The following is a 21,983-nucleotide window of genomic DNA, read 5'->3' on the forward strand; positions in this document are numbered from 1 at the left end:
TCAGGTGCGCAACATCAAGCCGTCGTTCAAATGGGGGCTTTACGCGGCGATCGCCTATTCGGCGGTGGACACCTACGTCTTGCGGGGGCGGGCGCCGTGGACGCTGCACCACAAGCCCGACCACGAACAACTGAAGCCGGCGGCCGAGTGCCCCAGGATCGTCTATCCCAAGCCCGACGGGGTGGTGAGCTTCGACCGCCTGTCGTCGGTGTTCATCTCGAACACCAACCACGAGGAAAACCAGCCGGTGCACCTGAGGCTGGCCGACGAAGAGGCGGCGATCCGGGTCAACCTCGCGGTCTACGACGCGCCCGAGCAACGCTATTGCCCGGCCGGCGTCTACGAGATCGTCGAGGGCCCCCGGCTTCAGATCAACGCTCAGAACTGCCTGCACTGCAAGACCTGCGACATCAAGGACCCGAGCCAGAACATCACCTGGGTGGTGCCGGAAGGCGGCGGCGGACCCAATTATCCCAATATGTGAGGGGAGGGGGGCTCGCTACGGCGGGCCTCTTTTTCGTCCATAAATAACCAAAAATATGTGTTATATAAAAATATCAAACATAGTTATTGCGTAAAAAAATGCTGCACCATATCTTGAGCATGTGAAATATGGAGTGCCGACATGAAAAAAGGTGTTGTTTTCGCCGCCGCTCTTGGCCTATCGCTGGCACCACTGGCCGTGCAGGCGCAGCCCGCAGACATCCTGAACGTGTCCTACGACATCGCCCGCGAGCTTTATGCCCAGCTCAATCCGCCGTTCCAGGCGCAGTGGCAAAAGGAGGGTGGCCAAAGTGTCGAGGTCCGGCAATCGCACGGCGGTTCCAGCAAACAGGCCCGCTCGATCCTCGAAGGCTTGCCGGCCGACGTGGTGACCTTCAATCAGGTGACCGACGTCCAGGCGTTGGCCAACAGGGGATTGGTGCGGGCCGACTGGCAACAGGCCTTCCCCAACCAGGCGTCGCCCTATTACTCCCTGCCCAGCTTCCTGGTGCGCAAGGGCAACCCCAAGCACATCCACAATTGGGACGATCTGGCCCGTGCCGATGTCCGGGTGGTGATGCCCAACCCCAAGACCTCGGGCAATGCCCGCTACACCTATCTTGCCGCCTACGCCTTCGCGCTCGAGAAGTTCGGCAACGACCAGGAAAAGGCCAAGGATTTCGTGCGCAAGCTTTTGGGCAACGTTCCGGTGTTCGATACCGGCGGGCGCGGCGCTACCACCACCTTCGTCGAGCGTGAGACCGGCGACGTCCTGGTGACCTTCGAGGCCGAGGTGAACGGCATCCGCAAGGAATTCGGGGCCGACAAGTTCGAAAGCATCGTTCCCCCGGTCAGCGTTCTGGCCGAGTTCCCGGTGGCGGTGGTCGACAAGGTGGTGGACAAGCGCGACAGCCGCAAGGTGGCGACCGCTTACCTGAACTATCTGTGGTCGCCCGAGGCCCAGGACATCCTGGCCAGGAACTACAACCGGGTACGTGACGCCAAGGTGGCGGAAAAGTACAAGGCCCAATTCCCCGAAGTGCGGCTGTACACGGTCGAGCTGTTCGGCGGCTGGTCCAACATCCAAAAGGTCCACTTCGCCGAAGGCGGCATCCTGGACCAAGTGTTCGAAAAGCGATGAGCGCCGGCGTGCTGACCGCCAAGGTGCCGGGCAGGCGGGGAATCCTGCCCGGCTTTTCCCTGACCATGGGCTTGTCGGTTTCCTATCTCGGCCTGATCGTCCTGTTGCCCATCGCGGCGTTGCTGCTCAAGGCCTCGGGCCTGAGCTGGCATGAATTCGTGGTCGCCACCACCAGCCCGCGCGCCTTGGCCGCCTATGAGGTGACGGCGGTTTCGGCGCTCGAGGCGGTGGCCTTCAACGCTGTTCTCGGGCTGTTGTTCTCCTGGGTGCTGGCACGGTACGACTTTCCCGGCCGGCGGCTTCTGGATTCGGTCATGGACCTGCCGTTCGCCATGCCGACCGCGGTGGCCGGCGTGGCGTTGACCGCGGCCTTCGCCCATAACGGCGTGTTCGGCCAGTTCCTGGAGCCCCTGGGCATCAAGATCGCCCACGCCCAGCCGGGTATCGCCATGGCCATGGCCTTCACCAGCCTGCCTTTCGTGGTCCGCACGCTCCAGCCGGTGATCGAGGACCTTGACCTGGACGGCGAAGAGGCGGCGCGCATCCTGGGCGCCAGCGAGCTCCAGGTGTTCCTGCGGGTCGTGCTGCCGGTCATCGCCCCGGCCCTGATCGCCGGCGTCACCTTGGCTTTCGCCCGCTGCCTGGGCGAGTTCGGCGCCATCATCTTCATTGCCGGCAACCGGCCGTTCGAAACCGAGATCGCGGCGCTTCTGATCTACATCCGGCTCGAGGAATACGATTACGGCGCCGCCACCGCCATCGCCACCGTGGTTCTGGCCGTCGCCTTCCTGGTGATGCTGGCGACCAACGCGCTTCAGGCCTGGCAACAACGTTATCTGGACAAGGGCTGATCCCATGCTTGCGGCCATGACCGTACATCATCGTTCCCATCGTCAAGGCGCCGGGACCGCCCGGCGCGTGCTGATCGGCCTGGCGGTCGTGGCGGCGGCGGTGGTGTTGGGGGTTCCGACCGGTATCGTCTTCGCCCATGCCTTCGGCAAAGGGGTCGAGGGGTGGTGGAAGGCGGTTTCCGCTCCCGAGGCGCTGCACGCCATCTACCTGTCGCTGTTGACCGTGGCGGTGGTGGTGCCGATCAACGCCGTCTACGGCTTGTCGGTGGCGTGGGCGGTGACCAAGTTCCGCTGGCAGGGCAAGAAATGGCTGGTCAGCCTGATCGAGGTGCCGTTCTCGGTGTCGCCTATCGTCGCCGGTGTCGCCACCTTGATGGTGTACGGCAGTTCCGGGCTGGTCGGCGAATGGCTGATGGATCACGACATCAAGGTGATGTTCGCGGTGCCGGGCATCATCCTGGCGACCTTGTTCGTCACCAGTCCGTTCGTGGCGCGCGAGGTGATGCCGCTGATGCAGCTTCAGGGCACCGACGAGGAAGAAGCCGCCCAGGTGTTGGGCGCCGGAGGCTTTCGCACCTTCCTGCGCGTCACCCTGCCCAACGTCAAATGGGCGCTGTTCTATGGCCTGATCTTGTGCGCGGCGCGCTCTTTGGGTGAATTCGGGGCGGTGTCGGTGGTGTCGGGGCATATTCGCGGCGAGACAAATACCTTGCCGCTTTACATCGATCTTCTTTACCACGATTACGACAGCTCGGGCGCCTTCGCCGCCGCCTCGGTGCTGACCTTGCTGGCCTTGGTGACCGTGGTGTTGAAGGCGGTGGTGGAAGGCCGCCGCGACGCCGCCCACGACGACGAGGCGTTGTCTTAACGCGCCAGAACCTTGAACACCTGCTCCAGCAACTGGTCGACGCGTTCGCGCGATGTCGCCTCGGGGGGCGCCGGGGCGGCGGGGGTGTCCGTGTCGGTGACGGCGGGAACAGCGGGCTCGCCGGCCAAGGGTGGGGCGTCGGCGGTGGTGGCGGGGTGGACTGGCCCGGCTTCCATGGGCCCGGATTCCATGGGGCTGTCTTCGACCTCGACCACGTCGGCGAGGTCGGGAATTTCCGCCGCCGCCGGCAGCGGCCGCTTCATGCCCAATCCCCCTTCGATGCGCGACAGCCGGCGATCCACCGCCAACAGACAGGCGGCGATCGAGGTGCCATCGGCACCGCTGTCCACCTTGTCCTCGACCACGCCGACCCGTTCGACGATGGCCGACAGCAAGTTGGCGGTGGCTTCCGGTTCCAGCACGGGTTGCTGGGCGGCGCGGTCCATCTTGGCCTCGACCCGCGCCAGACGGTCGGCGATGGTGGCCAGGGCGGTGGCGAAGGCGTCGGCGTCGAACGGCCAATGGGCCTGTTGCTTGACCAACCCCTCGAGTTTCTCTTCAAGTCCCGACAGGCGTTGGCCGATGGTGTCCAGCATCGCCGCCATGGGGCTGAAATCCACCGGAGCCTGATCCAGGAAGCCGGCCTCGATCCTGGCTTCGATCCCGGCCAGCCGTTCCGCCAGACCATCCAGCTTGCCGCTGTGCTGGGCGTTGGTGTGCTGGACCGAGTTGCGCAGATGCGCAAGATGGTGGCTGACGCTTTTCAGCGCGGTGGCGAAGGTGTCGATGGCGGAGAACGTCTGGATGTCACGCCGTTCCATGCGCGACAATGTGTCGAGGACATCGTCGGCGGCCGGGGACGGCGCGCCGTCGTCAAGCGCCTCGAGCGCGGCGGCAAGACCTTCCAGCCGTTCCAGCAACGGGGCCAGTTGGTCCTTTTGCTCCACGGCCGCAGGGGCATCGTCCGACGCGTTGCCTCCGTTTCCCCTGAAAACCCGAAATGCCATACCTGTCCCCAAACCAGCCGTTGGCCGCTGCCTGACGTATTATGGTCTGGCCGCCAAGCTTGGGGCAAGGGGCGGAATGCAAAGAGATGATCCAGAACGGGCTGGGAAAAGCATCCTGTGGAAAAGTTCGTTGTGACAAATGCGTCACCCGCGTAAGTTGGTGGGCATGAATACGCAACTTTGCCACGTCTTCGTTTTCGTCGACGACCGCGCCGCCGCGCTGGCCGCTCTGGAACGATGCGGATTGACCGAAAGCTTCCGCCGCTCCCATGCCGGCCAGGGCACCGCCAACATCTGCGCCTGTTTCGACAACGCCTATCTGGAACTGTTGTGGCCTGAGGACCAGGGCGAGTTGGCCTCGGTCAGCGTCGCCCGGACCCGGTTGGCCGAACGCTCGCGCTGGCACGACACCGGCGCGTCGCCGTTCGGGCTTGGCCTGCGTGGGCGCATTCCTTTTCCCACCTGGGAATACCGCCCGCCCTTTCAAAGCGAAGGCATCGCCGTCGCCTTGGGCAGCGAGGACCCGCGTCAGCCGTTCCTGTTCCGCTCTCCCGCCAAGGACCGTCCCGATCAATGGCCGGACGGCTTGGCCGGAAACCGCCAGGAAGCGGCCGGTCTGCTGGAGATCGTCGGGCTCAGGCTGGAATTGCCGGTGGGCGCCACCCCGGCCGTGCGCACCTTGGCCGACCGTGGCGTGCTGACCCTGAAGCCGGCGGTGCGTCACCGCCTGTCCCTGGTGGTCAGTTGCCGGGACGGCGGCCAGCGCGTGTTGTCGTTGCCCGACTTCACCTGGGTCGAATAGCGGTTTCTTCAGACCTGTCGCTTTAAGCGGTCAAGCCCGCCGCTTGCGCGGTTCGGGACGCCCGACCACATGACCCCACAGGTCGAAATCCTCGGCGTGTTCGATTTCGGCCAACACCAGATCGCCCGGCTCCAGGCCGGTGTCGGACAGGAACACGCAACCGTCCACTTCCGGGCTGTCGGCCCAGGAACGGCCGAAGGCGCCTTCCTCGTCCACTTCGTCGATCAGAACCTCGATGGTCTTGCCCACCTTGGCCTTGCCGCGTTCGTCGGAGATTTGCCGCGCCAGTTCCATCAGGCGGTTGTAGCGGTCTTCCTTGACGTCCTCATCGACATGGTCGGCCAAATGGTTGGCGGCGGCCCCTTCGACGTTTTCATATTTGAAACAGCCGACGCGGTCGAGCTGGGCCTGTTCCAGCCAATCCAACAGAAATTCGAAATCGTCCTCGGTTTCGCCGGGAAAGCCGACGATGAAGGTGGAACGGATGGTGAGGTCGGGACAGATCTCTCGCCATTTCCTGATCCGCTCCAACAGCTTCTCGTGGTCGGCCGGGCGGCGCATGGCCTTGAGAACCTGGGGGCTGGCGTGCTGGAACGGGATGTCCAGATAGGGCAGCACCTTGCCTTGGGCCATCAGGGGAATGACCTCGTCCACATGCGGATAGGGATAGACGTAGTGCAGGCGCACCCAGATGCCCAGATCGCCCAGCGCGTCGGCCAGTTCGGTCAGACGGGTACGGATTTCGCGCCCGTGCCACTTGCTGGCCTCGTATCCCAGGTCCAGGCCGTAGGCGCCGGTGTCCTGGCTGATCACCAGCACTTCCTTGACGCCGGCCATGGCCAGCTTTTCCGCCTCGTCCAGCACGTCCGCCGCCGGCCGGCTCGCCAGGTCGCCACGGATGCCGGGAATGATGCAGAAGGTGCAACGGTGGTTGCAGCCCTCGGAAATCTTGAGATAGGCGTAATGGCCGGGGGTCAGGTGCAAGCCCTCGGGCGGCACCAGCGACATCATCGGGTCGGCCACCGGCGGCACGGCGTCGTGCACGGCGTTGACAACCTTCTCGTACTGATGGGCTCCGGTGACCGACAGCACGTCCGGGTAAATCTTGCGGATCGCCGCTTCGTCGTTCAGACAACCGGTGACGATGACCCGGCCGTTCTCCGCCATGGCCTCACCGATGGCTTCGAACGATTCGGCGCGGGCGGAATCAAGAAAGCCGCAGGTGTTGACGATCACCACGTCGGCACCGTCGTAAGAGCCCGAGATGTCGTATCCCTCGGACCGCAGGCGGGTGAGGATGCGCTCGGAATCCACCAGCGCCTTGGCGCAGCCCAACGAGACGATGCCGACTTTCGGAATGGCGTTTTGCATGATGTCCAAAAGGAAAAGGGCGGCGTTCGGGGAACCGGTCCCGCAAAGGCCGCCAAGCTTCGGTTGACTGACCAGATAGAGGGAAACCGCCGCCGTTTCAAGCCCGACGACGGAAAGGGGGGTAAGCTTGACTTTGCAAAGAAAACTCTAATATTAGGGCAAATTCAAATTCAGGAGTGTGTGGTGTGACCGATTTCTCGCCATGGACCGCGTTGGCGGGGGGCGCCATGATCGGTGCGGCGGCGGTGCTTCTGATGCTGTTGAATGGCCGCATCATGGGTGTTGCCGGTATCGTCGGCGGTCTGTTGGGCGAGGGCGGGCGCGACCTGCCCTGGCGACTGGCCTTCGTCGTCGGCATGGTGGCGCCGGGGGTGGCGTTGGGCGCCAGCGGCAATCTGCATCTCACCGGGAACGGCTTGGGCGCAGGGTTGCTGGTGGTCTCCGGCCTGCTGGTCGGCTTCGGTACCCGCATGGGCAACGGTTGCACCTCGGGGCACGGCATTTGCGGTCTGGCCCGTCTCAGCCGGCGTTCGGCGGTGGCGGTGGTCACCTTCATGGCGGTCACCGCGCTGGTTGTCCTTGTCCGCCGTCATCTGCTGGGAGGCTGAGCCATGCGTCGCGTTCTGTCCGCTTTCGCCGCCGGCTTGCTGTTCGGTGGCGGCCTGATCCTGTCGGGCATGGCCGACCCGGCCAACGTCTTGGGGTTCTTCGACGTGCTTGGGCCGTGGAATCCCACCCTGGCCTTCGTCATGGGGGGCGGTCTGGCGGTGTCGTTCGTCGGCTACCGGCTGTGCCTGCGCCGGACCGCGCCGGTGTGTGAAGACAGTTTCCAGCTTCCGGGCACCAAACTGATCGACGCTCGTCTGGTCGGTGGCGCCGCGTTGTTCGGTTTGGGCTGGGGGATCGCCGGCTATTGCCCCGGTCCGGCCGTTGTCGCCGCCACCGGTGGTTTCGCCGAGGCGGCGATCTTCACCGCCGCCATGGTGGCCGGCATGGCGTTGTGGAAGTTCGTCCAATGGCGGGTGAACACCTGTCCCATCGCCGCCCGGCTGCGGGCCAAGCGCGGATGACCTAACTCAGGATTATCCTCAGGCGATCAAGGTCGCCGGGGGTGTTGACGTTCAGGAAGGGGTCGAACGGTTCAACGGACCAATCGACCCTGGCCACGGAAAAACGTTCGACGAAGGTGGTCAGGCGGCGCAGTTCTTCCTCGGCCACGGCGTGTCGCAGTTCGCAGCGGATGTCCACGGGCCACAACGCGCACACCGGATGCATCCGCCCGCCCGAAGTGGCGACGGCCAAACGGGCGTCAAGGGCCTGTCGTTCCGTCGCCAACCGTGCGCCCAGGTCGGACGGCAGCAAAGGGGTGTCGGCGGCGGCGGTCAACAGCCACTCCACCCCTTGCTCGGCCGACCATTCCAACGCCGTCAGGATGCCTGCCAAGGGGCCTGCGTGGTCTCCAAGCACATCCGCCCGCACTTCAAGTCCAAAGGCGGTAAAGCGTGTCGGATCGCCGTTGGCGTTGAGCAACAGCGGTCCCACCTGCGGCGCCATGCGGGCGATGGTGCGGGCCAACAGCGGCACGCCGCCCAGCTCGCGCAGCGCCTTGTCGCCGCCGCCCATGCGCCGCGACAAGCCGCCGGCCAGGATGGCGCCGGCGATCATCACAGACGTTCGTTGCAGGCCATGGGCTCTTCCGCCTCGGGCACCTTGAAGTATTTGTCCACCGCCGCCCAGGCGGTGGTAACGGCGACGGCCTGGACGTCGAAGCGGTTCATGGGCGAATAAAGCGACGACGACAGGTAAGGGCCGATGTCCTCGACCTCGCCGATGGTGAAGGTGATTTCGCCGCGGGGCATGTCCAGCCGGGTCTTGGTGCCGACTTCGCCCGCGATCAGACCGTCGCGGGTGGGCAAAAGCATGAAGTTCATGAACCACGGCGAGATCAGGATGCCGGCCAGCCAGTCGCCCCAGCGGCGGAAACCGACGGTTTCGACCTTGAGGGCGGGATTGAGCAGGCCGACATCCTTCATCCGCTCTTCGCCGATGCGGGTGAACACGGCCTCGAGACGGGCCACACGGTCAAGGTCTTCCTGGCTCATGGGGTCGAACATCGCTTGCTCCCTGGGTCGAACGGGCGCGGAGTGTAGCCGATGGCGCGCCCATGCGCGACTGCCTCGGTCAAGTGCGGCGTTTTCGTGACTGCACCGCGTGCGAGCCCGATTGCATCCACCCGTAGGGTGGGGTAGGAGTGAGCAGCCCGCGCGGGTGGGACCTGCGCGCATCAAAAGCAACATCGAAGCACCAAGGGGGAGACCATGCCCTATAAGCGGATCACGCTGACCCATTTCCTGCTGCAAGAGCAGCGGCGTCTGAAGTCTTCGGGTGTGTTCACCTCGTTGATGAACGACATCCTGACCGCCTGCAAGATGGTCTCGCACGAAGTCAACCGGGGCGCGCTGGTGGGTAACCATGGCGTCGCCGGTTCCGAGAACATCCAGGGCGAGGAACAGAAGAAGCTGGACGTTCTGGCCAACGACATCTTCATCCACATGAATTCACAATGCGGCACCTATGCCGCCATGGCCTCGGAAGAGCTGGAGGAAGTGCAGGCCGTCACCGGCACCCACGAAGGCCGCTACCTGCTGCTGTTCGATCCGTTGGACGGGTCGTCCAACATCGACGTCAACATCTCGGTCGGCTCGATCTTCTCGATCCTGCGCGTGCCGGAAGGCGTCGATCCGTCCAGCCAGGATGCCTTCCTTCAGCCGGGCGTCAAGCAGGTGGCAGCCGGCTACGCCCTTTACGGTTCCTCGACCATGCTGGTGCTGACCACCGGCAACGGTGTCCACGGCTTCACCCTGGACCGTGACGTCGGCATGTTCTTCCTGACCCATCCGCACATGACCATTCCCGCCGACACCACGGAATACGCCATCAACGGTTCGCGGGCGCGTCATTGGGAAGCGCCGATCAAGCGTTACGTGGACGAATGCAACGCCGGCAAGGAAGGGCCGCGGGGCAAGGATTTCAACATGCGCTGGGTCGCCTCGATGGTGGCCGAGGTGCACCGCATCCTGGTGCGCGGCGGCGTGTTCATGTATCCGGCCGACGCCGAGAACATGAAGAAGGGCGGCAAGCTGCGCCTGATGTACGAAGCCAATCCCATGGCCTTCATCGTCGAACAGGCCGGCGGTCTGGCCAGCACCGGTCGTCAGCGCCTGATGGAGGTCGCTCCCAGCGCCCTGCATCAGCGCGTGCCGGTGATCCTGGGCTCCAGGAACGAGGTCGAGCGCATCGTCGCTTACCACGCCGAGCACGACGCGGCGAAGTAAGGCGAATGCCAAACAAAAAGGCCGGCGGGACTGCTTCCGCCGGCCTTTTCTCGTTTCAGGCTTTCAGCGCGACGAGCGGGTGTAGTTGACCGCTTCCTCGGCGGCGCGCACCAGGGCGCGGGCCTTGTTCATGCATTCCTCGTGTTCCTTGTCGGGATCGGAATCGGCGACGATGCCGGCCCCGGCCTGGACGTACATGGTGCCGTCCTTGATCAAGGTGGTGCGAAGGGCGATGCAGGTGTCCATGTTGCCGTTGCCGGCGAAGTAACCGATGGAACCGGCGTAGAACGAGCGGCGCTCGGGCTCCAGTTCGTCGATGATCTCCATGGCGCGGATCTTGGGCGCACCCGACGTGGTGCCGGCGGGAAAGCCGGCCATCAGCGCGTCCATGGCGTCGCAATCCTTGCGGATGCGGCCTTCGACGTTGGAAACGATGTGCATGACGTGGCTGTAGTATTCCACGATCATCTTCTTGGTCACCTTGACCGATCCGATCTCGGCGACGCGGCCGACATCGTTGCGGCCAAGGTCCAGAAGCATCAGATGCTCGGCCAGTTCCTTGGGGTCGGCCAACAGGTCGGCGGCCAGTTCGTCGTCTTCGGCCTGGGTCAGGCCGCGGCGGCGGGTGCCGGCGATGGGGCGGATGGTGACGGTGTCGTCGCGCAGCCGCACCAGGATTTCCGGGCTGGAACCAACCAGTTGGAAGCCGCCGAAATTCAGGAAGAACAGGAACGGGCTGGGGTTCATGCGCCGCAACGCACGATACAGCGAGAACGGCGGCAGCTTGAACGGCACCGCCAGACGCTGCGACAGCACCACCTGGAAGATGTCGCCGGCGGTGATGTATTCCTTGGCCTTCAGCACCTTGGCGCAATAATCCTGGCGCGTCATGGACGGCACCGGGGTCGGCGCATGGCCGGCGTGGTCGATGAAGTCTCCGGCCACCGGCAACGGCCGCTCCAGCGCTTCGACCACGTGTTCCAGCCGTTCGTGGGCCAGATCGAAGGCGGCGCGAGCGTCGATGCCCGCACGCGGCCACACCGGCACAACGGCGGTCAAGGTACCGTTGACGTTGTCGAACATGGCCATGACGGTGGGGCGCATGAAGATGCCGTCGGGCACGCCGATGGTGTCGGGGTTGTCGTCCGGCAGCTTTTCCGCCAGCCGCACCATGTCATAGGACATATAGCCGATCAGGCCGGCCGACATGGGCGGCAGGTGCGGCGGGATGTCGATATGGCTTTCCGCCACCAGGGCGCGCAACGAAGCCAGTGCGCCCTTGGCCTCGGCCACCGGACAGGGGGCGAAGTCGTCGGGACGGGTGCGGGCTTCGCGGTTGATCCATGCCCGGTTGCCCTGACACTTCCAGATCAGGTCGGGTTTCAGACCCAACACCGAATAGCGACCGCGCACCGCCCCGCCTTCCACCGATTCCAGCAAGAAGGTGTGGCTTTGACCGTTGGCCAGTTTCATGAACGCGGAGACCGGCGTTTCCAGGTCGGCGACCAGGACGCGCCACACCACCTGCGGCTGCTCGGCGTCATAGGCGGCGCGGAAGTTTTCGAAATCGGGAACGCTGCTCATGGTGGCGTTTACTCTTCGCGGGAAAGCTGGCTGCGATCGACGCGCACGCCGACCGAGGCGTTCAGCGCCGCCAGATATTGCTCGATCAGGTCGCTGGCCAGGGCCGAGGTGACTTGACGCGCGGTGTTCTCGGCCACCTTGGGCTGGGCGGCGGCGTCGAACGGCACCACCTTGGCAAGGCGTCCGGCCATCCAGCCGCCAGGGGCGGCACCGGTGGCGACGCCGCCGACGCTGGCCTGGAACAACTCGGTCACCAGTTGCGGCGGCAATTGGGCCTCTTCGGCGCCGTCGCGGCTGAAGGGCTGGGTGGTCTGGGCCTTGGCGCCCAGGGATTGCGCCACCTCGGCGGCGGTCTTTCCGGCCTTCAGCGCCTCGGCGGCCTTGGCGGCGCGTTCCTGGGCCAGTTCGTGACGGCGTTCCGCCTGCCAGGCGGCGACGACCTCGCCCTTGATGTCAGCCAGGGGACGCGGCTGCGGCGGGGTGACGCCATCGACGCGGACGATGAAGTAACCGTCGTTGTCGGCCTGGGTCAGCTGGCTTTCGGTGCCCTGTTCGGTGTGGAAGGCGACGTCGAGGAAGGTTTCACCTTGCGGCAGGTCGGCCACCGGCTTGCCCGATGGCGCGATGCCGTGGGCGTCGGTGGCGGGGACCTTGACCACGCGCAACCCGAAGCGGGCGGCGGTTTCCTCGAGGCTGGTACCGGCCCCCAGCGAATCCTCGATTTGGGTGGAAAGGTCGCTCAGACGTTCGTTGGCCCGTTCGGCGCGCAACTCGGCCTCGACCTGCTTCTTGATGTCCTCGACCGGGCGCACGCGGGTTTGCGCGACGTGCCAGCCCAATGGGCTCTTGACCGGAAGGGTGACGGAACCGGGCTGGGCCGAGAACAAAGCCTCGGCCAGATCGTCGGGCAGATCGCCGCGTTCCACCAGACCAAGGTCAACCACCTTGACGTTCAGTTCGGCGGCGATGGCGGTCAGGCTTTTGCCGGCCTTGACCAGGGCGGCGGCCTTGTCGGCGGCGGCCTGGTCGGGCAGGACCATCTGCGAGGCCATCACGCGGTCGGCGGATTGGAATTCGTCGATGCGGTTCTGGTAGGCGTCGTCCACATCCTGGGCCGAGATTTCGACCTGGGCGGCGACGGTCTCGGGCTTGACCACCAGGACGGTCAGGGCGCGGAACTCGGGCGCCATGAAACGCGGGGTGTTGGCCTGGTAATAGGCTTCAAGCTTGGATTGCTCGGGCGCCGGCGGCAACGGCACGGAATCGTCGCGCACCAGCACGGTGTCGGCGACGCGGCGTTCCTCGCGGTGGCGGGTCAGCGGGGCGACCATGGCGTCGGGGGCCTTGACGCCGCCCGACAGCCCTTCGGCCAGTTGGGTGCGCATCACGTTGGCCCGTTCCTGGGCCAGGAAGGAACGCTCGTTCAACCCGGCGCGAGCCAGGGCCATGCGGAAGCGTTCACGGTCGAACTGTCCGCCCTCGGTACGGTAGGCGGGGTCGGCGGCGATACGCGCGACAACGCTGTCCTCGGACGCGGCCAAGCCCAGCCGGTTGCCGGCTTCCTGGATCAACAGGCGGGTGACCACGTTCTCGATGGTGCGGTCCATGAAGCCCAGCTTGCGCGCGTCGTCGGCGGTCAGCTTGCCGCCGAACATGGGGTTCATGCGATCGACCTCGCGCTTGAATTCGACATAGACTTCCTGGGCGGAAACCTGGTTGTCGCCAACCTCGACGGCGGGGGCGGAACCGAACATGTTGCCGCGCAGGCCTTCGATGCCCCAGGCGAGGAAGCTGAGCGCCAACAGGGCGAACAGAAGCTTGACGAACCAGCTTTTGGAAGCGTTGCGGAAAGAGTCGAGCATGTTTTCCGGGCATCGTGAGGGAAGGACGGCAGACCGCCATGACGGCAGGTCGCAAGGTGTCGGCATAATAGGTGCGGGTAAAGCCCCCCGCAACTGAGAATCCGCCGCTTTCGCCGTCGTCCGGCGGCCAGGTCCCGTGATGCCGGCAAGGCAACCCGTTTCCGGCGGCCATGGCGAGTGAGGGGTTGATTGTAATTGCAAGCAACCGTTGATCAATTGATCTCCAGTCAATAAGATGCGCTTCGGTTGGGTGTTTGGCGTGGATTGCCTTGGGGAAGGCTGGCCGGCACTCCGAACGTGTCTTGGGGGATTTCATGAAAAAATCCGTGGCCGCAGGCACGGCGCTGGTCGCTGTCGCCGTGCTTTCCGCCGGTTCCGCGCAGGCGTCGGAAAAGATCAGCTTGAGGCTTGGCGGCTATTCGAAGTGGTGGGTTGTCGGCGCGTGGGAATCGGATTCCTATCAGGGCGCCACGCAAACCGACGAGAACAGCGTCGACGTCAAGGGCGACAACGAAATCTATTTTCAGGGCTCGACCACGCTCGACAACGGTTTGCAGATCGGAATCGACATCCAGTTGGAAGGCGGCGGCCATTCGGTGAGCAATTCGCGCGCAGCCAATGCGGGCGCCGATATGATCGATGAATCCTATGTCTGGCTGGCCGGCGGGTTCGGCAAGCTTGAACTGGGGAGCAAGAACAACGGCGCCTACCAGTTGCATGTCACCGCACCGGACGCGGCGGGAAACTGGAACGAAGAAGGCCTGATGGCCGACGCGCTGGCCATCCCCACGCATATTTCCGGCATTTCTCCGCTGCAACATGGCTGGGACACCACGGCCATCCTGACCGACAACGATTCCGAGGGCGTGACTTATTTCACCCCCAGCCTTTACGGACTGACCCTGGCCGCCACCTACAAGCCCAGTTCCTCGGAAGACAACAGAGGCACCGTCAACCTGTCCACCGGCGCCACGGCCGGCGCCGTCACCGGCGAGTTCTACGCCCTGGGCGGTCTTTATGCCGAAACGTTCGGCGATGTCGGGGTGAAACTGTCGGCCGGTTGGGCGTCCTACGATTTCAACGTTCCCTCCAGCACATCCGCCGACAGCGGCGACGACCATGTCTTCGAATACAGTCTGGGCGGTCAGCTGTCCTATGCCGGGTTCACCTTTGGCTCGTCCTATCGGCGGGTGCTGGCGGATCGTGGCAACCTTCAGGCGACGGCCGATCTCGACCTGAACGCCCAGGCGTGGGATCTGGGGCTGCAATATGCTTTCGACCGCTATGCCGTCAGCATGGCCTATTACCGTTCCGAGGCGAGCGGTTCCGACGCTACAGAATCCCGCGACGTTATCGAATTCTATCTGTTGTCGGGCAAATACGCCCTGGGGCCGGGCGTGGATCTTCTGGCTTCGATCGGTCACGCCAACTACACCAGCGAAGACCATCAACTGGCCGAGGAAAACGATGGCTGGACGGTCATGAGCGGCCTGTCGCTGACCTTCTGATCCCTTTTTCTGCGCGACGAGCGGGGCGGCGGGGTGTTATATGCGCCGTGTCGTTTTTCACCGGGAGGAAAGAGCATGAGCAGACGTCCGCTGATCGCCGGCAACTGGAAGATGAACGGCCTCAAGGCCGATGGACTGGCGCTGGCCAAGGGTGTGGCCGAGAAGCTGAAGGCCGACAAGTTGGCCTGTGAGATGCTGGTCTGCCCGCCGTTCCTTCTGGTCGCCGCCGTCGCCGAAGCGGTGGCGGGGTCGGGTCTGGCCGTGGGCGGTCAGGATTGCCACGCCAAGGTTTCGGGCGCCCATACCGGCGACACCTCGCCGGTGATGCTCAAGGACGCTGGCGCGTCCTATGTCATCCTTGGTCATTCCGAACGTCGGACCGACCATGGCGAGACCGATGCCGGTGTCAAGGCCAAGGCCGAGGCGGCGCTGGCCGCCGGCCTTTCCGCCATCGTCTGCATCGGCGAGACCCTGGCCCAGCGTGACGCCGGTCAGACCCTCGACGTCAACAAGAGCCAACTGCGTGGTTCCTGGCCCGAAGGCGGCAACGCCGCCAACACCGTCATCGCCTATGAGCCGGTGTGGGCCATCGGTACCGGCCGTGTCGCCACGCCCGAACAGGCGCAGGAAGTGCATGCCGCCATCCGCGCCGAATTGGCGGCCATGATCGGGGCCGAGGAAGCCGCCAAGGTGCGTATCCTGTACGGCGGTTCCATGAAGCCGGACAACGCCGCCCAATTGCTGGCCCTGGCGGATGTGGATGGTGGCCTGATCGGCGGCGCCGCGCTCAAGGCCGATGACTTCTGGGCCATCGCCAAGGCGGCCGGCTGATTTCCGTGATGTCGCCGCCGGGGCCGTTTTGCCGGTCGCGGCGGCGATGTCAACCCCATATGCTGGGGGTGGTGCGGAACTTTGCACTAGCCTTCCGTTGCGCGGGGGGCTAAAAACGCCTCGAACATTTCCGGTGCTCCGCGGCGGCGACAACGTCGGGCGCCGGGTTATTCTATTTTGTCGTTGGTGTGCCCATGGACGTCTTTCCGATCATCCTCGTCATCCACCTGCTCATCGCCATCGCGCTGGTCGGCGTCATCCTGCTGCAGCGCTCCGAGGGCGGTGCCCTGGGCATCGGTGGTGGTGGCGGCGGATTGATGACCGGCCGTCAGGCGGGCAACCTTCTGACCCGGACCACCGCCATCCTGGCGACGATCTTTTTCGTCACCAGCCTGGCCCTGGCCCTGATCGCCAATAACCGGTCGAGCAGTTCTTCGCCGTTCGATTCGGTTCCGGCCGCCGCTTCCGAGCAGCCTGTCGAGCAGGCTCCCGCGGCCCCGGCCGAGCCGGCGGCTCCGCTGGCGCGCTAAGGGCGCGACAGAGAGTTCAAAGGACCGCCCGGCCGCTTGAGTAAAGCGGCCGGCGCGTTTCGCGTGGGTAAGCTTGTACCTTGAAAGCAAGGGGCAATGACGCGTTTCATCTTCATCACCGGCGGCGTGGTTTCGTCTTTGGGCAAGGGGCTGGCCTCGGCCGCCCTGGGTGCGTGTCTCCAGGCGCGCGGCTTCAAGGTTCGCCTGCGCAAGCTTGATCCGTACCTCAACGTCGATCCGGGCACCATGAGCCCCTATCAGCACGGCGAGGTCTATGTCACCGACGACGGCGCCGAGACCGACCTGGATCTCGGCCATTACGAACGCTTCACCGGTGTCGCGTCGCGCAAGAGCGACAATATCACCACGGGGCGCATCTATTCCGACGTGATCGCGCGCGAACGGCGCGGCGACTACCTGGGCGCCACCGTCCAGGTCATTCCGCACGTCACCAACGCCATCAAGGACTTCATCAAGTCGGACGTCACCGACGAGGATTTCGTCCTGTGCGAGATCGGCGGCACGGTTGGCGACATCGAGTCGCTGCCGTTCCTCGAAGCCATTCGTCAGTTGGCCAACGAACTGGGGCGCGAGCGCACCATGTTCATCCACCTGACTTTGCTGCCTTATATCCCGTCGGCCGGCGAGTTGAAGACCAAGCCGACCCAGCATTCGGTCAAGGAATTGCTGAGCGTCGGCATTCAGCCCGACCTGCTGATGTGCCGGTCCGAGCGTGACATCCCCGAGGGTGAGCGCAAGAAGATCGCCCTGTTTTGCAATGTGCGCTATCAGGCGGTCATCCCGGCGCTGGACGTGGACACCATCTATCAGGTGCCGATCTCGTACCACGAGCAGGGCCTGGATGCCGAGGTGTGCCGCCATTTCCACATCGAATCGGCAGAGCCCAAGCTGGACCGCTGGACCAATATCGTCGAGCGCGTGCGCCAGCCGGAAGGCGAGGTCACCATCGCGGTGGTCGGCAAGTACACCAGCCTGCTCGACAGCTACAAGTCTCTGGCCGAGGCCCTGACCCATGGCGGCATCGCCAACAACGTCAAGGTGCGCCTGAACTGGATCGACAGCCAGATTTTCGAGCGCGAGGACGCGGTTCAGTATCTGGAGCCGTGCCATGGCATCCTGGTGCCGGGCGGCTTTGGCGAACGCGGTGCCTCGGGCAAGATCGAGGCGGTGCGTTTCGCCCGTGAACGCAAGGTGCCGTATTTCGGCATCTGCTTCGGCATGCAGATGGCGGTGATCGAGACGGCGCGCAATCTGGCCGGCCTCGACCATGCCAGTTCGACCGAATTCGGCCCCAGCGACGAGCCGGTGGTCGGCCTGATGACCGAATGGCTGAAGGGCGGCGCGCTGGAAAAGCGCAAGGCCAACGGCGACCTGGGCGGCACCTTGCGCCTGGGGGCCTATGAATGCCATCTCAAGCCCGGTTCGCGGGCACGCGAGATCTATGGCTCCGACGTCATCAGCGAGCGTCACCGCCATCGCTATGAAGTCAACATGGACTACCGTCCGGTGCTGGAAAAGGCCGGCCTGTCGTTCTCGGGCCTGTCGCCCGACGGCGTGTTGCCGGAAATCGTCGAATACCCGGACCATCCGTGGTTCATCGGCGTGCAGTTCCATCCCGAACTGAAGTCCAAGCCGTTCGCGCCGCATCCGCTGTTCACCAGCTTCATCGCCGCCGCGTTGCGGCAGTCGCGGTTGGTATAGGCATGGGCAAGCACGTCGCCGTCGGGCCCAACACCGCCCCCCAGGTCATCTTCGGCAACGACTTGCCGCTGGTGCTGATCGCCGGTCCCTGTCAGATGGAAAGCCGCGAACATGCCCTTGAATGCGCCACCGCGCTCAAGGACATGGCGGCCAAGGCCGGCATCGCTCTGGTCTACAAATCCTCTTTCGACAAAGCGAATCGCACCTCGCTTTCGGGCAAGCGCGGCATCGGGCTCGATGCCGCGCTTTCCGTATTCGCGGAAATCCGCGAAAGCCTGGGGCTGGCGGTTTTGACCGACGTCCACACCGAGGAACAATGTGCCCAGGCCGCCAAGGTGGTGGACGTGTTGCAGATTCCGGCCTTCCTGTGCCGTCAGACCGACCTGTTGCTGGCCGCCGGCCGCACCGGCGCGGTGGTCAACGTCAAGAAGGGTCAGTTCCTGGCTCCCAACCAGATGGGCAACGTCGCCGCCAAGGTGGAAAGCACCGGCAACTCGCGCATCTTGCTGACCGAACGCGGCGCCAGCTTCGGCTATGGCGATCTGGTGGCCGACATGCGGTCCTTGCCGATCATGGCGCGCACCGGCTATCCGGTGATCATGGACGCCACCCACGCCGTGCAAAGTCCGGGCGGGCAGGGCCTGAGTTCGGGCGGCGACCGCCGTTTCGCCCCGGTTCTGGCCCGTGCCGCCGTGTCGGTCGGCGTTGCCGGCGTGTTCATTGAAACCCATCCCGATCCCGATCATGCGCCCTCCGACGGGCCGAACATGATCCGGCTGGCCGACATGCCCGAGCTGATCGCCACGTTGATGGCGTTCGACAAGGTGGCGAAGGCTTTTCCCATCACTATTGATTGATCCAACCGTCAGAAGTTCGGAGAGACTGCCATGTCCGCGATCATCGATATCCACGCCCGCGAAATTCTCGATTCGCGCGGCAATCCCACCGTCGAAGTCGACGTGGTGCTGGAAAGCGGCGTCATGGGCCGCGCCGCCGTGCCGTCGGGCGCTTCGACCGGTGCCCACGAAGCCGTCGAACTGCGTGACGGCGACAAGGGCCGTTATGGCGGCAAGGGCGTGCTGAAGGCGCTGGAAAGCGTCAACGGCGAAATCTACGACGCGCTTTCGGGCATGGATTCCGAGGACCAGGTGGTCCTCGACAAGACCATGATCGACCTGGATGGCACCCCGAACAAGGCCCGCCTGGGCGCCAACGCCATCCTGGGCGTGTCGCTGGCCTGTGCCAAGGCCGCCGCCGAAGAGGCCGGCCTGCCGCTTTACCGTTATGTCGGCGGGGCCTTCGCCTCGGCTTTGCCGGTGCCGATGATGAACATCATCAACGGCGGCATGCATGCCGACAACCCCATCGACATCCAGGAATTCATGATCATGCCGGTGGGCGCGCCGACCTGCGCCGACGCCATCCGCATGGGGTCCGAGGTGTTCCAGGCCCTGAAGAAGGGCCTGAAGGATGCCGGCCACAACACCAATGTCGGTGACGAGGGCGGCTTCGCTCCCAACCTGAAGTCGGCCGAACAGGCGTTGGACTTCATTATGCAGTCCATCGAGAAGGCCGGCTACAAGCCGGGCGAGGACATCTTCCTGGCTCTCGACTGCGCGTCGACCGAGTTCTTCAAGGACGGCAAGTACGTCATGGAAGGCGCCAAGAAGACTTTCGACCAAAAGGCGATCGTCAAGTATTACGCCAAGCTGGTGAAGGCCTATCCGATCATTTCCATCGAAGACGGCTGCGCCGAGGACGATTTCGAGGGCTGGGAGCTTTTGACCGACGAACTGGGCGGCAAGGTTCAGTTGGTGGGCGACGATTTGTTCGTCACCAACCCGGCCCGTCTGTCCATGGGCATCGAAAAGGGCTTGGCCAACTCGATCCTGGTCAAGGTCAATCAGATCGGCACCTTGTCCGAGACCCTGGAAGCGGTCGAACTGGCCCATAAGTCCGGCTATACCGCCGTGATGAGCCACCGTTCGGGCGAAACCGAGGATTCGACCATCGCCGATCTGGCCGTCGCCACCAATTGCGGTCAGATCAAGACCGGCTCGCTGTCCCGTTCGGACCGCCTGGCCAAGTACAACCAACTGATCCGCATCGAGGAGGAGTTGGGCTCCGCCGCCCGTTATGCCGGCAAGGCCATCCTCAAGCGCTAAACCTTTCCGTTCAGGCGGAAACGTCACGGCCGGGGCGAAAGCCCCGGCCGTTTTGTTTACAAACACAAGATATTGTGTCGATTTGTGACGCCATCATCCATCAGTTGTTCTGTGCGCTTCTAAAGCAAAGAGGTAATTAAAATAGCGATATTTTTATCTGTTTTTAACCGAGGTCGCACAATGGTTAGACCAGCTCTATGTAGGCTGGCTTCATCAACTGAGTCTTTTCAGCACCACTGGCTTATAATTTCGTTGTGAAAGTGAATCAGTGTGTTTAAGACTTGTTGACGTGCAGACTCGCTCGTGATTCCATCCATTTCCATGCTTCAGGAAATTTCTCGCCGCCTTCGCCATGTGATCGGTCCCGTGATCGGGATGGGTGCCGTGGTCTATTTCGCCTACCACACGGTGGAAGGCGATCGCGGTGTGCTGGCCTATGTGCGGATGAAGAACGAGATCCTGGAGGCGGAACTGCAACTGGCCAAGGTCAGCACCGAACGTCAGGCGCTGGAACACCGCGTCCTGCTGTTGCGCCCCGACCACCTGGACCCCGACATGCTGGAAGAACGCGCCCGCATCATGCTCAACATGGGACGTGATGACGAAGTGGTGGTGTTCGGGGGCGGTCAGGGGCATTGATCCCCGTCTGACAATTCCCGCTTTTCGTTTCGCGCGACATTGCTATCCTTGGGTGTGGACGGCGGAGGTTGGCATGGCACTCTTCAAGACTCGCAAGGGTAAGGCGATAGAGGCTGCTGCGGCGCAGGCGCGGCGCAATCTGGTTGCCGTCAACCTTGACCGGGGGCAGGGCGAAAAGAACCGTTGTGATGTGATCGGTTCCATCTTTTTTACTTCCGAGGTCATAAAGACGCCAATCGGTTCAGTGACCTTGGAATTGAAGGGTGGGCATCTGCATTTCAAGCCGCATGGCGGCCGCATTCCCATCGATAGCCTGTCAACGGCCCTGACGCCGCCCCTCGATTTGGGCGGTGATGTCGGGGTGAGCAGCGTGCGCGGTGCCAGCCACGAAGCCGAGGCCAAGGTGAGTGGGGAATTTTCCGGAGCCCGCAAGCGTGGCGGCGACCGTAAGCTTTCGACCGAGGCCGCCGCGAAAATCGCTGGCGAGAAGCGCAGCAAGGCGGCGGACAATACCTCCGAGACGCTCAATTACACCGTGGCGCAGAGGGGACTGTCCGCCAGCCCCTATGACGGTACCGGCATCAAGATCAGCTTTGAAGCGCCCCTGGGCGTGAATGGGACGGGCCAGCCATTGCGCGGGCGTCTGTTCGATGACCGTATGTTCAGCTTGGAACGGCAAGGCGATGAAAAAGCGGGAATTGCCGTCACCTTTCAGCCCAGTCCTTCCCATGTGGACTTCCGCGACGGTACCGGCATATGGGGACGCGAGCTTTCCCAGGAAAAACGCCAATTGATTCGTCGGCTGCTCGCCATGCTGGTGGACCAGGAAGAGTGGCCCCTGGGGCAGTTCGAACTCTTGCCGGAAAATGAGGCCGAGGAATGACCCCCGAAGAAATCTTGAAGCGCATTCTCGCGGTGGCCGAGGCCGAAGACGATGATTTCGAACATCTGGTGACTTTGTCTGGCCTCAATCCCAAGACGGATTTCGTCAATGCCGATCTGAGCGGTATCGATCTGCGATGGATCAATGCTGGGAATTTTAATCTTGATGGCTGTTTGGTCTCGCGCGGGGCGGTGTCCAAATCAGATGCGGGAGGCCGGGCGGTTGTCGTGGATGTGCCGTTTCGGGAACGGCGAAAATCCAAGACAAATCCACGCAAAGCTATGGAGATGATACTGGCGGCTCTTGCCGCTACGCGGAATATGGAGGTGGAAGAGGCTGCGCGGCTTTTTGAAAAAGCCCTGCTGTCTGACCCTCAAAGTGTGATTGTTCTCGGGGAATAT

At 63.8% G+C, this 21,983-nt stretch carries 23 protein-coding genes; 17 read left to right on the forward strand and 6 right to left on the reverse strand.

Annotated elements, in window-relative coordinates; translation table 11 throughout:
• From G4223_RS19590 to cysW, 4 genes are all read left to right on the forward strand, one after another.
• The coding region (locus G4223_RS19590) for a 4Fe-4S dicluster domain-containing protein (protein ID WP_205762592.1) at positions 1-484 on the forward strand (484 nt) is incomplete at its 5' end.
• A 141-nt stretch (positions 485-625) separates the two neighbouring features.
• Positions 626-1,624, forward strand: coding sequence for a sulfate ABC transporter substrate-binding protein (locus tag G4223_RS19595; RefSeq protein WP_163683234.1), 999 nt, complete (start codon positions 626-628; stop codon positions 1,622-1,624).
• Positions 1,621-2,475 carry a sulfate ABC transporter permease subunit CysT gene (gene cysT / locus G4223_RS19600; RefSeq protein ID WP_163683236.1) on the forward strand — a complete coding sequence of 285 codons (855 nt, stop codon included), beginning with the start codon at positions 1,621-1,623 and terminating at the stop codon, positions 2,473-2,475. Before G4223_RS19595 ends, cysT begins: the two co-directional genes overlap by 4 nt.
• Positions 2,476-2,479: 4 nt before the next feature.
• The gene (gene cysW / locus G4223_RS19605; RefSeq protein ID WP_241004238.1) at positions 2,480-3,343 is read left to right on the forward strand and encodes a sulfate ABC transporter permease subunit CysW; all 864 of its coding nucleotides are present in this window, start codon (positions 2,480-2,482) and stop codon (positions 3,341-3,343) included.
• On the opposite strand, the gene G4223_RS19610 is transcribed toward cysW, so the two are convergent.
• Positions 3,340-4,290 (reverse strand): hypothetical protein, encoded by a 951-nt coding sequence (locus G4223_RS19610; protein ID WP_163683237.1) that lies wholly within the window; start codon positions 4,288-4,290, stop codon positions 3,340-3,342. The genes cysW and G4223_RS19610 overlap by 4 nt on opposite strands.
• A gap of 226 nt (positions 4,291-4,516) precedes the next feature.
• Between G4223_RS19610 and G4223_RS19615 the strand changes: the two genes are divergently transcribed.
• Positions 4,517-5,152, forward strand: coding sequence for a VOC family protein (locus G4223_RS19615; protein ID WP_163683239.1), 636 nt, complete (start codon positions 4,517-4,519; stop codon positions 5,150-5,152).
• A 30-nt stretch (positions 5,153-5,182) separates the two neighbouring features.
• Here the strand turns inward: G4223_RS19615 and rimO are convergent, their stop codons facing one another.
• On the reverse strand, positions 5,183-6,523 hold the full coding sequence (rimO, locus tag G4223_RS19620) for a 30S ribosomal protein S12 methylthiotransferase RimO (RefSeq protein WP_163683241.1): 1,341 nt from the start codon (positions 6,521-6,523) through the stop codon (positions 5,183-5,185).
• Between the two features lie 185 nt (positions 6,524-6,708).
• On the opposite strand from rimO, the gene G4223_RS19625 reads away from it, so the two are divergent.
• Both G4223_RS19625 and G4223_RS19630 read left to right on the forward strand, forming a co-directional pair.
• Positions 6,709-7,131 (forward strand): YeeE/YedE family protein, encoded by a 423-nt coding sequence (locus tag G4223_RS19625; RefSeq protein ID WP_163683243.1) that lies wholly within the window; start codon positions 6,709-6,711, stop codon positions 7,129-7,131.
• Positions 7,132-7,134: 3 nt separating this feature from the next.
• Positions 7,135-7,593 (forward strand): DUF6691 family protein, encoded by a 459-nt coding sequence (locus tag G4223_RS19630; protein ID WP_163683246.1) that lies wholly within the window; start codon positions 7,135-7,137, stop codon positions 7,591-7,593.
• A 1-nt stretch (position 7,594) separates the two neighbouring features.
• On the opposite strand, the gene mobA is transcribed toward G4223_RS19630, so the two are convergent.
• A complete protein-coding gene (mobA, locus tag G4223_RS19635; protein ID WP_163683249.1) occupies positions 7,595-8,188 on the reverse strand; it encodes a molybdenum cofactor guanylyltransferase MobA in 594 nt (197 codons plus the stop codon).
• The gene (hybE, locus tag G4223_RS19640; protein ID WP_163683251.1) at positions 8,188-8,637 is read right to left on the reverse strand and encodes a [NiFe]-hydrogenase assembly chaperone HybE; all 450 of its coding nucleotides are present in this window, start codon (positions 8,635-8,637) and stop codon (positions 8,188-8,190) included. Before hybE ends, mobA begins: the two co-directional genes overlap by 1 nt.
• 204 nt (positions 8,638-8,841) lie before the next feature.
• On the opposite strand from hybE, the gene G4223_RS19645 reads away from it, so the two are divergent.
• A complete protein-coding gene (locus G4223_RS19645; RefSeq protein ID WP_163683252.1) occupies positions 8,842-9,858 on the forward strand; it encodes a class 1 fructose-bisphosphatase in 1,017 nt (338 codons plus the stop codon).
• Between the two features lie 63 nt (positions 9,859-9,921).
• Here the strand turns inward: G4223_RS19645 and trpE are convergent, their stop codons facing one another.
• Both trpE and G4223_RS19655 read right to left on the reverse strand, forming a co-directional pair.
• Positions 9,922-11,442 (reverse strand): anthranilate synthase component I, encoded by a 1,521-nt coding sequence (gene trpE, locus G4223_RS19650; RefSeq protein WP_163683254.1) that lies wholly within the window; start codon positions 11,440-11,442, stop codon positions 9,922-9,924.
• A gap of 8 nt (positions 11,443-11,450) precedes the next feature.
• Positions 11,451-13,304 (reverse strand): peptidylprolyl isomerase, encoded by a 1,854-nt coding sequence (locus G4223_RS19655; protein ID WP_163683256.1) that lies wholly within the window; start codon positions 13,302-13,304, stop codon positions 11,451-11,453.
• A 314-nt stretch (positions 13,305-13,618) separates the two neighbouring features.
• On the opposite strand from G4223_RS19655, the gene G4223_RS19660 reads away from it, so the two are divergent.
• The 9 genes from G4223_RS19660 to G4223_RS19700 all read left to right on the forward strand — a co-directional run.
• A complete protein-coding gene (locus tag G4223_RS19660; RefSeq protein WP_163683258.1) occupies positions 13,619-14,812 on the forward strand; it encodes a porin in 1,194 nt (397 codons plus the stop codon).
• 75 nt (positions 14,813-14,887) lie between these two features.
• Positions 14,888-15,643: a triose-phosphate isomerase gene (gene tpiA, locus G4223_RS19665; RefSeq protein WP_163683260.1), complete on the forward strand. Its 756-nt coding sequence runs from the start codon at positions 14,888-14,890 to the stop codon at positions 15,641-15,643.
• Between the two features lie 194 nt (positions 15,644-15,837).
• Complete coding sequence (gene secG / locus G4223_RS19670) at positions 15,838-16,173, forward strand: preprotein translocase subunit SecG (protein WP_163683262.1); 336 nt, start codon at positions 15,838-15,840, stop codon at positions 16,171-16,173.
• Positions 16,174-16,269: 96 nt separating this feature from the next.
• The gene (locus tag G4223_RS19675) at positions 16,270-17,895 is read left to right on the forward strand and encodes a CTP synthase (protein ID WP_163683263.1); all 1,626 of its coding nucleotides are present in this window, start codon (positions 16,270-16,272) and stop codon (positions 17,893-17,895) included.
• A 2-nt stretch (positions 17,896-17,897) separates the two neighbouring features.
• Positions 17,898-18,752 (forward strand): 3-deoxy-8-phosphooctulonate synthase, encoded by an 855-nt coding sequence (gene kdsA, locus G4223_RS19680; RefSeq protein WP_163683265.1) that lies wholly within the window; start codon positions 17,898-17,900, stop codon positions 18,750-18,752.
• A 30-nt stretch (positions 18,753-18,782) separates the two neighbouring features.
• Positions 18,783-20,060 carry a phosphopyruvate hydratase gene (gene eno / locus G4223_RS19685; RefSeq protein ID WP_163683267.1) on the forward strand — a complete coding sequence of 426 codons (1,278 nt, stop codon included), beginning with the start codon at positions 18,783-18,785 and terminating at the stop codon, positions 20,058-20,060.
• A gap of 375 nt (positions 20,061-20,435) precedes the next feature.
• Positions 20,436-20,699, forward strand: a complete 264-nt coding sequence (locus tag G4223_RS19690; protein ID WP_241004239.1) for an FtsB family cell division protein — start codon at positions 20,436-20,438, stop codon at positions 20,697-20,699.
• 73 nt (positions 20,700-20,772) lie between these two features.
• Entirely contained in the window at positions 20,773-21,582 is an 810-nt protein-coding gene (locus G4223_RS19695; RefSeq protein ID WP_163683271.1) for a hypothetical protein, read from the forward strand.
• Positions 21,579-21,983 (forward strand): hypothetical protein (locus tag G4223_RS19700; RefSeq protein ID WP_205762593.1); only part of this gene is annotated, 405 nt, incomplete at its 3' end. The genes G4223_RS19695 and G4223_RS19700, both read left to right, overlap by 4 nt.

Source organism: Magnetospirillum aberrantis SpK, from assembly GCF_011022235.1.
In the GTDB taxonomy this organism is placed as follows: domain Bacteria; phylum Pseudomonadota; class Alphaproteobacteria; order Rhodospirillales; family Magnetospirillaceae; genus Magnetospirillum; species Magnetospirillum aberrantis.